The 12992-nt window shown below is 70.2% G+C and carries 10 protein-coding genes; 6 read left to right on the top strand and 4 right to left on the bottom strand.

Going from position 1 to position 12992, the window contains the following annotated elements:
• Both ESP51_RS05340 and ESP51_RS05335 read left to right on the top strand, forming a co-directional pair.
• The coding region (locus ESP51_RS05340; protein ID WP_164990410.1) for a glycerate kinase at positions 1–958 on the top strand (958 nt) is incomplete at its 5' end.
• A gap of 29 nt (positions 959–987) precedes the next feature.
• On the top strand, positions 988–2058 hold the full coding sequence (locus tag ESP51_RS05335) for a LacI family DNA-binding transcriptional regulator (protein ID WP_129519854.1): 1071 nt from the start codon (positions 988–990) through the stop codon (positions 2056–2058).
• 44 nt (positions 2059–2102) lie between these two features.
• On the opposite strand, the gene ESP51_RS05330 is transcribed toward ESP51_RS05335, so the two are convergent.
• The 4 genes from ESP51_RS05330 to ESP51_RS05315 are packed head-to-tail and all read right to left on the bottom strand — an operon-like array spanning position 2103 to position 7754.
• Positions 2103–4541, bottom strand: coding sequence for a beta-xylosidase/alpha-l-arabinosidase (locus ESP51_RS05330; protein WP_241842991.1), 2439 nt, complete (start codon positions 4539–4541; stop codon positions 2103–2105).
• Positions 4538–5410, bottom strand: a complete 873-nt coding sequence (locus ESP51_RS05325) for a carbohydrate ABC transporter permease (protein WP_129519853.1) — start codon at positions 5408–5410, stop codon at positions 4538–4540. Before ESP51_RS05325 ends, ESP51_RS05330 begins: the two co-directional genes overlap by 4 nt.
• Positions 5407–6444 carry a carbohydrate ABC transporter permease gene (locus tag ESP51_RS05320; protein ID WP_129519852.1) on the bottom strand — a complete coding sequence of 346 codons (1038 nt, stop codon included), beginning with the start codon at positions 6442–6444 and terminating at the stop codon, positions 5407–5409. Before ESP51_RS05320 ends, ESP51_RS05325 begins: the two co-directional genes overlap by 4 nt.
• A gap of 14 nt (positions 6445–6458) precedes the next feature.
• On the bottom strand, positions 6459–7754 hold the full coding sequence (locus ESP51_RS05315; protein WP_129519851.1) for an extracellular solute-binding protein: 1296 nt from the start codon (positions 7752–7754) through the stop codon (positions 6459–6461).
• Positions 7755–8092: 338 nt separating this feature from the next.
• On the opposite strand from ESP51_RS05315, the gene ESP51_RS05310 reads away from it, so the two are divergent.
• From ESP51_RS05310 to ESP51_RS05295, 4 genes are all read left to right on the top strand, one after another.
• Positions 8093–9367 carry a multidrug effflux MFS transporter gene (locus ESP51_RS05310; RefSeq protein ID WP_129519850.1) on the top strand — a complete coding sequence of 425 codons (1275 nt, stop codon included), beginning with the start codon at positions 8093–8095 and terminating at the stop codon, positions 9365–9367.
• Positions 9368–9450: 83 nt separating this feature from the next.
• A complete protein-coding gene (locus tag ESP51_RS05305) occupies positions 9451–10272 on the top strand; it encodes a phosphatase PAP2 family protein (RefSeq protein ID WP_241842990.1) in 822 nt (273 codons plus the stop codon).
• Positions 10273–10366: 94 nt separating this feature from the next.
• Positions 10367–11395, top strand: a complete 1029-nt coding sequence (locus ESP51_RS05300) for a LacI family DNA-binding transcriptional regulator (RefSeq protein WP_129519849.1) — start codon at positions 10367–10369, stop codon at positions 11393–11395.
• 195 nt (positions 11396–11590) lie between these two features.
• Positions 11591–12919, top strand: coding sequence for an ABC transporter substrate-binding protein (locus tag ESP51_RS05295; RefSeq protein ID WP_129519848.1), 1329 nt, complete (start codon positions 11591–11593; stop codon positions 12917–12919).
• The last annotated feature ends 73 nt before the right edge of the window (positions 12920–12992 follow it).

Genomic DNA, 12992 nt, shown 5'->3' with positions numbered 1-12992 from the left:
CGGCGAGGGCACCCTCGACGCGTTCGCGGCGGCGGTGCCGGGGGCGCGGCGGATGCCGGTCACGGTGCGCGGCCCCGTCTCCGAACCGGTCGCGTCGCACTGGCTGCTGTTGCCCGGCGACCGGCCGGCCGCCGTCGTCGAGCTCGCCGCGACCTCGGGCATCACGCTGCTCGATCCGCTCTCGCCCCTCGACGCGCACACCGCCGGATTCGGCGAGGCGATTGCGGCGGCGCTCGACCACGGCGTCGACCGCCTCCTGCTCGCGCTCGGCGGCAGCGCCTCGACCGACGGCGGGGTCGGCGCGCTCGCCGTGCTCGGCGGGCGATTCCTCGATGCGTCGGGCCGGCCGATCAAGCTCGGCAATCGGGGGCTGGGCACGCTCGCGCGCGTCGACCTCTCAGGCCTGCGACCGCTGCCGCCAGGCGGCGCGGTCATCCTCGGCGACGTCACGAACCCCTTGCTCGGCCCGCTCGGCGCAGCCGCGGTCTTCGGGCCGCAGAAGGGAGCGGATGCCGCAGGCGTCGAGGTGCTCGAGTCGAACCTCGCGCGGCTCGCACGGCTCCTGCCTGCGAATCCCCAGGCACCCGGCTCGGGCGCGGCCGGCGGTGCCGGCTTCGGCCTGCTCGCGTGGGGCGCCGAGATGGGCGGCGGCGCGGCCCTCGTCGCGCACACGGTCGGCCTCGCCGACGTGCTGCAGGGAGCCGACCTCGTGATCACGGGGGAGGGGCGCTTCGACGGGCAGTCCGAGGCGGGCAAGGCGCCGACGGTGGTGGCTGCCCTCGCGGGCGACGCGGGCGTGCCGACGGCGCTCGTCGCCGGGGCGATCACGGCCGAGCCGCGCGGGTTCGCGGCATCCGTCGCCCTCACCGACCTCGCCGGCGGCAGCGATGCCGCGATGGCTGAGACGTTGCACTGGCTCGAGGCGGCGGGCGCCGAACTCGCCCGTCTGCGTGGCTGACCGCAAGTTTCGGGCCTAGAATTCGAAACATGGAATCGGATGTCGCGGGGGAGCGGGTCACCCTCGCAAGCGTGGCCGAGGAGGCGGGCGTCTCGCTGTCCACCATCTCGAAGGTTCTGAACGGCCGGGCGGATGTCTCGCCACCCACGCGCGCCCGCGTCGAGCAGCTTCTCGCCGAGCGCGGCTACCGGCGGCGCGGCGGGCGCTCCGAGTCGCGGGCCGAGCTCATCGAGCTCGTGTTCCACGAACTCGACCCGATCTGGTCGATGGAGCTCATCGGCGGCGTCGAGCAGGTCGCCAAGGAGCACGGGCTCAGCGTCGTGCTCACGGTGAGCGGCAGCCGGCATGCGCCCGATCCCGACTGGATCGAGGGGGTCATGCGACGCCGGCCCGTCGGCGTCATCCTCGTCTTCTCCGAGTTGGCGCCCGAATACCGGGAGCGGCTGCACTCGCGGGCCATCTCGTTCGTCATCGTCGACCCGGCCGGCGACCCCTCGCCTGACGCGCCCTCGGTCGGTTCGGCGAACTGGTCGGGCGGCCTCGCGGCCACCCGGCACCTCATCGAGCTCGGCCACACGCGCATCGCCGCGATCACGGGCCCCGAAGACATGATGTGTTCGCTCGCCCGGGTCGACGGCTACCGCTCGGCGATGAACTCCGCTGGGCTCGCCATCGACCCCGACTGGATCCGCTTCGGGGACTTCCACGTCAGCGGCGGCCGCGAACGAGCCCGCGAGCTGCTCGGCCGACCCGACCGGCCGACCGCGATCTTCGCCGGCAGCGACATGCAGGCGCTCGGGGTCATGGAAGCGGCCCGCGAGCGCGGCATCCGCGTGCCCGAAGAGCTCTCGATCGTCGGCTACGACGACATCCCGCTCGCTCGCTGGCTGACCCCTCGGCTCACGACCGTGCACCAGCCCCTCCGCCGCATGGGCGAGGAGGCGGCGAGGCTCGCGATCCGGCTCGCCGACGAGCGCGACGAGCCCGCCGCGACGGGTGCCGGGTCGGGCGAGCGTGGATCGGCACCCACGCCGCGCATGGACCTCGCCACGAGCCTCGTCGTGCGCGAGAGCACGGCACCGCCGACCGCCGCGAGTTGAGGCTCCGCAGGCCGGGAGGGACCCACCCCGGCCTGCGGCATCCGTCATCCGACGACGGCCCACACGGGATGCAGCGCCCGGGTGTGGTCGACCACCCGCACCGGCCCGACGAGCTCGACGCTCGACCGCAGCGGCAGGTCGGCGCTCGATCGCCCGAAGCCCAGCACGAGTGCCCCAGGCTCGACGATGCGGCGGCCGTCGCGCCCCGTGAATGCGGCGAGGTCGGCCGGCATCTCGACGCTCAGGCGCACGGATGCTCCGGGCTCGAGCTCGACGCGGCGGAATCCGACCAGCCGTTGCACCGGTCGCACGACGGATGCCACGGGGTCGTGCAGGTACAGTTGCACCACCTCGGCGCCCGCCCGGTCGCCGGTGTTCTCCACCGTGAGCGACAGCAGGACTGCGCCCTCGGTCGTCACCTGGGGCGCCTCCACCTGCAGGTCGCTCCACGCGAACGACGTGTAGCCGAGTCCGTGGCCGAAGGGATATCGAGCGGTCGGGTCGATATTCGAAACGCTGCTGCGCCGGGCGAGCGTCGAGGCCAGGTAGGTCGACGGCTGCGCTCCCGGCGTCGACGGCACGCTGACGGGCAGGCGTCCGCTCGGGTTCACGCGTCCCCCGAGGATGGCCGCGAGTGCGCGGGTGCCCTCTTCGCCCGGGAAGAACGCCTGCAGGATTCCGGCGGCGCGGTCGGGTGCCGTGCCGAGCACGTACGGGCGACCTGCGAGCAGGGTGAGCACCGTCGGGGTTCCGGCGTCGAGCACGGCCTCGAGCAGCGCCGCCTGCGCGCCGGGCAGGTCGAGGGTCTCGGCGTCGCAGCCCTCACCGCTCGTGCCCCGGCCGAACAGGCCCGCGCGGTCGCCGAGCGCGAGCACCACCACATCGGCGGTTGCCGCGAGCGCGACCGCGTGCGCGATGCCGTCGGTTTCGCCGCCGTCGATCGAGGTGCCCGATGCCGAGCGGATCTCGGCGGAGGGGAACTCGGTGCGCAGGGCCTCGATGAGGGTCGGAAGCTCGATGCCCAACCCGCTCTCCGGGTGGTGCACGCCGACGTGCGTCGGGAAGGCGTAGCACCCGAGCACGGCGAGCGGGTCGTCGGCGGTCGGGCCGATCACCGCGATACGGGCGGGTTCGGCGAGGGGCAGCGTGCCGTCGTTGTGGAGCAGCACGATCGCCTGCTCGGCGATGCGGCGCGCGAGGGCGCGATTCTCCACGGGGTCGAGATCGACGGTGCCCTTCGCGGCCGACGACGCGGCCGGTGCGGCCGGGTCGTCGAGCAGCCCCGCTTCGATCTTCTGCACGAGCACCCGGCGGAGGGCCAGATCGATGACGTCCTCGTCGATTCGGCCGTCGACGACCGCCCGCACGAGCGGCTCGCCGAACGCGTGCACCGTGGGCAGTTCCACGTCGATGCCCGCCTCGAGCGCCGCAGCGGCGGCATCGCCCAGGTCGCCGGCCGTGCCGTGCAGGGTCTCGAGGAAGGCCACCGAGAAGTAGTCGGCGACGACGGTGCCCTCGAAGCCCCAGGTCTCGCGCAGCAGGCCCGTGAGCAGGTCGTGGTCGGCGGCGGTGGGCACGCCGTCGAGATCGGTGTACGCGTTCATCACCGAACGCGGCTTGGCATCTCGCACCACCATCTCGAACGGCGCCAGCAGCACGTCGGCGAGCTCCCTGGCGCCGACCGACACCGGCGCCAGGTTGCGGCCCGCTCGCGATGCCGAGTACCCGACAAAGTGCTTGAGGGTCGCGATGATGCCGGATGCCTCGAGCCCCCGCACGTACGCCGTGCCGAGGGTGCCGACGAGGTACGGATCTTCGCCCATGGTCTCTTCGACGCGGCCCCACCGGGCGTCGCGCACGACGTCGAGCACCGGGGCGAGTCCCTGATGGACGCCGACCGAGCGCATGTCGGCGCCGATGCGGCGCGCCATCTGCTCGATGAGCTCGGGGTCGAACGTCGCGCCCCACGACAGCGGCACCGGGTAGGCGGTCGCGCCGTAGGCGGCGAAGCCCGCCAGGCACTCCTCGTGCACGAGCGCCGGAATGCCGAACCTGCTCGACGCGACGATGCGCTCCTGCAGCCGGGCGAGCGACTGCGCCCCGACCGCGGCATCGACCGGTGCGGTGCCGAAGGCCCGCGTGATCTGGCCGAGCCCCTTGGGGAGCAGCTCGTCGAGATTCACGTCAGTGCTCATGTCGTGCTGGTGCGGCGCCACGTCGGCGCCGTCATCGGCGGCGCCGATCCAGATGCCGTAGAGCTGGGCGATCTTCTCGTCGAGGGTGAGTTCGGCGATGAGCGCATCCGCGCGCGCACCGGCAGGCAGCGACCGGTCGCGCCACGGCGCATCGGTCGACGTCGTGGCATCCGTCGTGGCATCTGTCGTCTGGGCTTCCGTCATCGTGCCGGCCTCTCGCTCCGTCGGGGCATTCGTCATCGTGGCGGCATCCGTCGCGCCCGCGGCATCCGTCACCGGCTCGCTCATCCCTTCACCGCCCCGGTCAGACCGCCGACGATGCGGCGCTCGAAGATGCTGAAGAAGATGAGCGCGGGAATCATCGACAGCGAGGTGAAGGCGAGCACCTTGGCGGTGTCGACCGAGTACTGCGAGGCGAAGGCCTGCACCCCGAGCGGCAGCGTGTAGCTCGCCTCGTGGTTGAGGATGAACAGGGGCAGCATGTAGCTGTTCCAGCTCGCGATGAAGGCGAGGATGCCCACGGTGATGACACCGGGCATCGCCAACGGCACCACCATCCTCCAGAAGAAGCCGAGCCGCGAGCATCCGTCGATCGAAGCGGCCTCCTCGAGCTCGTCGGGGATGGCGCGCAGGAACGGCACGAGGATGATGATCGTGGCCGGCAGCGCGAAGGCGATCTGGGGCAGGATGATGCCGGCGAGCGAGTTCGTCAGGCCGAGGTTCCGCACGACGAGGTACAGCGGGGTGATCGCGACCGTCATGGGAAACATGAGGCCCGCGGCGAAGGTCGCGTAGAGCAGGCCGCGCGCACGGAACCGGTACCGCGCGAGCACGTAGCTGGCCATGAGGCCGAGCGCGACGACCCCGACCGTGGTGACGACCGCGGCGACCGTCGAGTTCGCCACCTCGCCCCAGAACGTCGTGCTGGCGAGCACTTCCGAGTAGTTGCCGATCGCCCAGGGCGACGGCAAACCCGACGGATCGGCGGTGATCTGCGCGTTGGTGCGGAAGCCGCCGATGATGATGTACCCGATCGGCGCCAGCATGAGCCCGATGACGACGAGGGCGCCGAAGTAGGTGGCGGGGCTGCCCCAAGGGAGCCGGCCGTTGCCGCGCGGCCGCCTGGCCGGCGGGATGGCGATGGTCGAGGCGGTCATCGCTCGCTCCGTTCGGTGAGGGCGCCCGCCGTGTCACGGCGCAGCACGTAGCGCTGGTAGATGAGGGCGACGATGAGCGAGATGATGAACAGCACGACCGCCACGGCGTTGCCGTAGCCGAAGTTGCCGGCGTTGCGGCCGTTGGCCACCATGTACGTCGCCATCGTCGAGGTGCCCGCGGTCGAGGCGATGTACTGGCCCCAGATGATGTAGACGAGATCGAACAGCTGCAGTGACCCGATGATCGACAGGAACGCCCAGATGCGCAGCGTCGGGCCGAGCAGTGGGAGCGTGATCCTGCGCTGGATCTGCCAGTAGGACGCGCCGTCGATCTGGGCGGCCTCGGTGAGCTCCTGGGGGATGCCTTGCAGGCCGGCCAGGAAGAGGATGACGGCGAAGCCGATGTACTTCCAGGTGATGATCCCCATCAGGGTCCAGATCGCCAGGTCGGGGTTCGAGAGCCAGTCCTGGGCGAGAGCGCCGAGGCCGATCTTCTCGAGCAGTCCGTTGACCGCGCCGTTGCTCTGGAGCATGAGGCTCCAGCCGGTGCCGACGACGACCTCTGCGAGCACGTAGGGCACGAAGATGAGCACCCGGATCACCGACTGTCCGCGCATCGGGCGGTTCAGCAGCAGAGCCAGCAGCAGCGCGAGCGGCCCCTGCAGCACGAGCGACATCACGACGATGACGGCGTTGTGCCAGAGTGCCTCGTGGAACGTCGGGTCCTGGAGGATCGTGACGTAGTTCTGCAGGCCGACGAAGTCGGTCGGCGGGCCGTAGCCCTTCCAGCTGAAGAACCCGTAGTAGCCGGCCATGACGACCGGGAAGATGACGAAGCCGAGGAAGACGACGAGCGCCGGACCGACGAGCAAGGCGATCTCGAAGGCCTTCCGCCAGTCTGGACGGCCTCGCCGTGCGACCGATGGTGCCGGGGCGGCGACCCGGCGCGGGGTCGGGGACGACTCGTCCCCGACCCGCACGCCGTCCGCCAGGGCTCCTCGCTGCGTTGCGGGAGTGCTGGTGCGAACATTCATGCTGCGAGGGCCTCTCAGCCCTTCTTGATGGCGTCTTCGACGGCGTCGACGATGCCCTGGGCGTCGCCCTTGCCGGCGAGCAGGTCGACGACGCCGACGTTGAGTGCGTTGCCGACGTTCTGGCCGAGCAGGGTGTCGAGCCACACCGAGACATACGGTGCGTCGTTGTACGAGGCGAGCACCTCCTGCAGCGCAGGGTCGGTGACGACGCTCTGGGCGTCCTTGTTGGCCGGGAGTGTCACGAATGCCTCGGCGTAGGCCTCCTGCTGCTCCTTCTGCGAGGCGAACTCGAGGAACTCGCCGCATTCCTTCGGCGCGTCGACGAAGCAGCTGTAGCCGTCGACGCCGCCCATCATCGCGCCGGCCTCACCGTCGCCGCCGTCCACGGCAGGGAAGGGGAACCAGCCGAGGTCGGCGAGCGGCTGCTCGTCGGGCGTCAACGAGGCGATCACGCCGGGATCCCACGCGCCCATGAGCTCCATGGCCGCCTTGTGGTTGGCGAGCAGGCCCGCGGAGGAGCCGGCACCCTGCTGCGCGGAGGTGGTGAGGAAGCCATCGTTGTACGGCTCGGTGGCGGCGAAGTCCGCGAGGTCCTCGCCGGCGCGCAGGAAGCACTCGTCGCTGAAACTCGGGTCCGACGCGAGCTCGGCCACGACATCTTGCGAGCACTCGCGGAGCACGAAGAAGTAGTACCAGTGGGCGGCGGGCCAGGCGTCCTTGGCGCCGAGGGCGATCGGGCCGACGCCGGCCGCCTTGAGCTTGTCGACGGCCTCGCTCAGCTCGTCGAAGGTGGCCGGCGGCGCGGTGATGCCGGCCTGGGCGAACAGGTCCTTGCTGTAGTAGATGCCGCCCGGCAGCACGGAGGACGGCACGCCGTAGACCTTGTCATCGACGGAGAGCGCGGCGAGCGATGCCTCTCCCAGTGCGGCCTTCGTGTCGTCGGAGAGCGCGTCGGTGAGGTCCTGCACCTGACCCGCCTCGACGACGGCTGCGAGCTTGCCGCCGCCACGAGCCATGAAGATGTCTGGCGCATCGCCGGAGTTCAGGGCGGTCTGGAGCTTGCCGTCCATGTCCTCGTTCTGGATGGCCTGGATCTTGATGTCGACGCCGGGGTGCTCGGCCTCGAAGTCCTTGGCCGTCTGCTCCCAATAGGCCTTGCCGGGGCCGGTGGTGGAGTTGTGCCAGAAGCTCAGCTCGGTCGAGCCGTCGCCCGTGTCGCCGCTTGCGGCACTGCACCCGGCGAGGGTGCCGAGGGCCAGCGCGGCCACGGCACCCAGCGTGACGAGCCGTGGGATGCTGCGTCTGTTCATCTTTGAACCTCTCGAAAGTTTCGACGTCAACGTCGAAAGTGATCTGGACGTGTCGAATATACGTTGGGTTCAGATATGCCGTCAAGCGCAACATATTCGGCGGCGTTCTGAGGACGTCGTTCGCCGAAACCTCTCGAAAGTGCTGCGCAAGGTGCACGAACCTCGATTCGAACTTGATCTGCCCCGGGGGGCGCGCGCTAGACTGGACACCAGTCGAATCGATTCGAGGCCGCGCGGGCCTGAGATCGAACACTGACGGCGCCCGAGGGTGCCGTCAGTCCTGTTTCCCGGTGCCCGAGGGCGTGCGCCGCCGCATCCGAGCACGTCCAGGAATACGCATGTCGAGCACGTCCTCCATCCCCATCATCCGTCCCGACGACTACGGTCGTCCCTCGCACCCCGGCGACCTCCTCAGCCGCCGCCAGCGACTCGTCTACGTGCTCGTGCTCGGCGCGCTCACCGCGCTCGGCCCGTTCACCGTCGACCTCTACCTGCCCGCGTTCCCCGTGCTGCAGGACGAACTCGGCGTCTCGGCGGCCGCCGTCCAGCTCACGCTCACGGGCACCATGATCGGATTCGGCTTCGGCCAGCTCATCGTCGGCCCGTGGAGTGACAAGGTCGGTCGTCGACTGCCGCTCATCCTCGCCACGGTGCTGCACATCGCGGCATCCGTCGCCGCCGCCCTCGCGCCCGACATCGCCTGGCTCATGGTGTTCCGCCTGCTGCAGGGCTTCGGCGCGGCCGCCGGCGGCGTCGTCGCCATGGCGATGGTGCGCGACCTCTTCGGCGGCAAGCCGCTCGTGCGCATGCTCTCCCGCCTCGCGCTCGTCAACGGCCTGGCCCCGGTGCTCGCGCCCGTGATCGGGTCGCAGCTGCTCGCCTTCATGGACTGGCGTGGCGTGTTCGTCGTGCTCGCGATCTACGCCGCGGTCGTCGTCGTCGCCGTCTCGTTCTTCATCGTCGAGACGCTGCCCGAGTCGCGCCGCCACGTCGCCGGGCACTCGACGCTGCGCGACCGGTACGCGGCGCTCTTCCGCGACCGCGTGTACCTCGGCGCCGTGATCGTCGGCGGCATGACCTTCACGGGCCTCTTCGGCTACCTCTCGACCTCGTCGTTCCTCTTCCAGGAGCTCTACGCGTTCACCGCGCAGCAGTACGGCTTGCTCTTCGCGGTGAACTCCGTCGGCATCATCATCGGCGTGCAGGCGAGCTCGCGGCTCATGCGCGGCCCGGTGCAGCCGCAGTGGATCCTCGCGATCACGACGATCGTGCACCTCGCCATGGCCGTGGCGATCATGGTGCTCGACAGCACGGGCGCCGGCTTCTGGGGCATCGCGATCCCGCTGTGGATCTACATCCTCGCGTGCGGCTTCTCGTTCCCCGCTGTGCAGGTGCTCGCCCTCGCGCGGCACGGCGCCGAGGCCGGCACCGCGGCGTCGCTGCTCGGTGCGTTGAACTTCGGGCTCGCCGGCCTGATCTCGCCGCTCATCGGACTCCTGGGCGTCGGCAGCGCCGTGCCCATGGCGTTCGTCATGCTGTGCGCAGCCGTGGTCGCGATCACGGCGCTGTGGTGGCTCGTACGCCCGAGCACGGTGCCGCCGCTGAGCGACTGAGCACGGCGAGCGAGCAACGGCGAGCGGATGCAGCATGCCGCGTGCCGTGGCATCCGCTCACCGCACCGCGTTAACGTGGAGTGATGACCGAACGCGACACCGAGCCGACGGCACCGCCGCCCGACGCGCCTGACACCGCGCAGGAGGCCACCGGCAATGACGCCACGGCGACGGTCGCCGACGACCTGAGACCCGCCCAGCGCGAGGCGAAGGCGCAGCGGCTCGGTCGCCGCGTCCCACTCGTCGGCGGCACTGCCGGGATCGTCGTCGCAGCACTGCTGGGCGTGGTCGTGATGGCGCGCTCCGGAGGCCTGCCGTTCGAGTTCGACGAGGAGTGGGCTGAAGACCTGGTCGAGATCCGCGGGCCGGTCGGCGACGTGTTCGGGTACTTCATGAACATGCTCGGCGGCGGCGTGGCCGGAGTGTTCGTCGTCCCGGTCGTGACAGCCGTGATCCTCCTCGTCGTCAGGCGCCCATGGGCGGCGTTGTACTTCCTCGTGGCATCGGCGGCGAGCGCCGGCGTGGTGCAGATCCTCAAGCGCTCATTCATGCGGGCCCGTCCGCCGGACATCCTCGTCACGTCCGATACAGGTTCGTTCCCGTCGGGGCATGTCGGGAATGCCGCGACCATCGCGCTGGCCCTCGCCGTGATCATCCCCTACGTCTGGATGTGGGTCCTGGGCGCCGCCTACACCGTGCTCATGGCGATCAGCCGCACGTACCTCGGCGCGCACTGGCTCTCCGACACGATCGGCGGCCTGCTCGTGGGCGCTGGGGTCGCCCTCGTGCTGTGGGCAGTGTTCGCGGTGCCGCTCGAGCGCGAACGGCTCGCTCGGCTCGCGCGCATCTCGGCGCGCAACGCCGAGCGCGCGCAGGCGCACGTCACGCCGCCGGCGATGCCGTGACGCAGCCGCTCGGGGCGGCAGCGCCCGACCGCCTTGCGGCAAGGCTCTGTCGCCTACAACGTTGTAGAGTGGCGGCATCGGCTGAGGAGGCACCATGGCGTCGACGCTGCATGACGTGGCCCGTCTGGCGGGGGTCTCGATCAAGACCGTCTCGAACGTCATCAACGACTACCCGCACATCCGCCCGGCGACGAAGGCCAGGGTCGAGCAGGCGATCGCCGATCTCGGATACACCCCGAACCTCACGGCCCGCAGCCTCAGGTCGGGCCGCACCGGGGCGATAGCGCTCGCGGTGCCCGAACTGGCCCTCAGCTACTTCGCCGAGCTCGCGGCCGCCGTCATCGAAGCCGCCGACGAGGCGGGTGTTGTCGTGCTCGTCGAGCAGACGGGCGGTGACCGCGATCGCGAGCTCGAACTGCTGCGCAGTCCGCGGCTGCAGATGACCGACGGCCTCATCTTCAGCGCGCTCGGAATGGGTCAGGACGATGCCGAGCACCTCGAGCGGCCGTACCCGCTCGTGCTCCTCGGCGAGCGCATCTTCGACGCACCCGTCGACCACGTCACGATGCGGAACGTCGAGGCCGCGCGGGCCGCGACGGAGTACCTGCTCGCCTCCGGGCGGAGGAGGATCGCCGTCGTCGGGGCGCACCCGGGCGAGGTCATCGGTTCGGCAGGCCTGCGCCTGCGCGGCTACCGCGAGGCCCTCGAGGCGGCCGGCGTGCCCTATGACGACTCGATCATCAGCGAGACGACCACGTGGCACCGTTCCAACGGCGCCCGCGGCATGCGCGACCTCCTCGACCGCGGCGTCACGTTCGACGCGGTGTTCGGGCTCAACGACACGCTCGCGCTCGGCGCGATGCGCGTACTGCAGGAGGCGGGCATCCGGGTGCCCGAAGATGTGGCCGTCATGGGCTTCGACGGCCTCGACGAGGCGCAGTACTCGATTCCGTCGCTCACGACCGTCGATCCGGGCCAGCGCTGGATCGCCCGCACCGCCGTCGCGACACTTCTCGAGCGAATCCGGCGAACGGATGCCGCAGGCGAGCCGCGGCTCCTCCTCGCCGACTTCCACATCGCCGAACGCGAGTCGGCGCCATCCGAGGCGATGATCGGCGCGTAGTCCGGGCTCGATCCGGCAACTGTCCGGTTCGAACTTGACATCGCGCGGATCGCGCGGCAGCATGTCTCTACAACGTTTACTTTACAACGTTGTAGAAGACTCGGAACTCGCCGCGGAGCCCCTGCTGTGCGACGGTGCACGAGCCTCAATCGCCAGAGACAACGGTGTCCAACACCGCGAGAGGAAGCACAGCAAATGAGGTCCAAGCTCCTTGCCGCGAGCGGCGTCGTCGCCGTCGCCGCAGCCGCACTCACCGGCTGCACGCCCGGTGCCAGCGCAGAATCGTGCACCAACGAGATCCTCCAGCCCGACGCCACCCAGGTGAGCGTCTGGGCTTGGTACCCCGCCTTCGAGCAGGTCGTCGACCTGTTCAACGAGACCCACGACGAGGTGCAGATCTGCTGGACCAACGCCGGCCAGGGCAACGACGAGTACACGAAGTTCTCGACCGCGATCGAATCGGGCTCCGGCGCACCTGACGTGATCATGCTCGAGTCCGAGGTGCTCTCGAGCTTCAGCATCCGCGACGCACTCGTCGACCTCACCGAGTACGGCGCGAACGACGTCAAGGGCGACTACTCCGAAGGCGCCTGGAAAGACGTCTCGAGCGGCGACGCGGTCTACGCGATCCCGGTCGACGGCGGGCCCATGGGCATGCTCTACCGGCAGGACATCCTCGACGAGTACGGCATCCCCGTGCCCACCACGTGGGACGAGTTCGCCGCGGCCGCCCAGGCACTGAAGGACGCCGGGGCGCCCGGCGTGCTCGCCGACTTCCCCACGAACGGCCGCGCCTACAACCAGGCCCTCTTCGCCCAGGTCGGCTCGACGCCGTTCGTCTACGACAACGCGAAGCCGACCGAGATCGGCATCGAGGTCAACGATCAGCCCGCGAAAGACGTGCTCGCGTACTGGGAGAAGCTCGCAGCAGACGGGCTCGTCGGCACTGAAGACGCCTTCACGGCCGACTACAACACCAAGCTCGTCGACGGCTCCTACGCCATCTACATCGCGGCGGCCTGGGGCCCCGGCTACCTCGGCGGCCTTTCCGACGCTGACGCCGACGCCGTCTGGCGCGCAGCGCCGGTTCCCCAGTGGGACCCGGCCAACCCGGTGCAGATCAACTGGGGCGGATCCACGTTCGCCGTGACGACGCAGGCGAAAGACCCCGAGGCTGCGGCGATCGTCGCGAAGGAGGTCTTCGGCACCGAGGAGGCCTGGAAGATCGGCATCGAGGAGGCGGCGCTCTTCCCGCTGTGGAAGCCCATCCTCGAGTCCGACTACTTCCGCGACCTCGAGTACCCGTTCTTCGGCGGACAGCAGATCAACAAGGACGTGTTCCTCGAAGCGGCATCCGGCTACACCGGATTCACGTTCAGCCCCTTCCAGAACTACGCCTACGACCAGCTGACCGAAGAGCTGTACGCGATGGTGCAGGGCGAGAAGGATGCCTCGCAGGCGCTCGACGACCTGCAGGTCTCGCTCGAGAAGTACGCCACCGAGCAGGGCTTCACGCTCCAGTAGCGTCTCCCCGGCCCGCGTCCGGTGATCTCCTTCACCGGACGCGGGCCGACCTCCGACCGACGACTCGACGAAG

Origin of the sequence: Agromyces albus (assembly GCF_004134825.1) — a bacterium.
In the GTDB taxonomy this organism is placed as follows: domain Bacteria; phylum Actinomycetota; class Actinomycetes; order Actinomycetales; family Microbacteriaceae; genus Agromyces; species Agromyces albus.
Note: the sequence above shows the minus strand (reverse complement) of the source record. Positions and strands in the feature narration are given on the sequence as shown.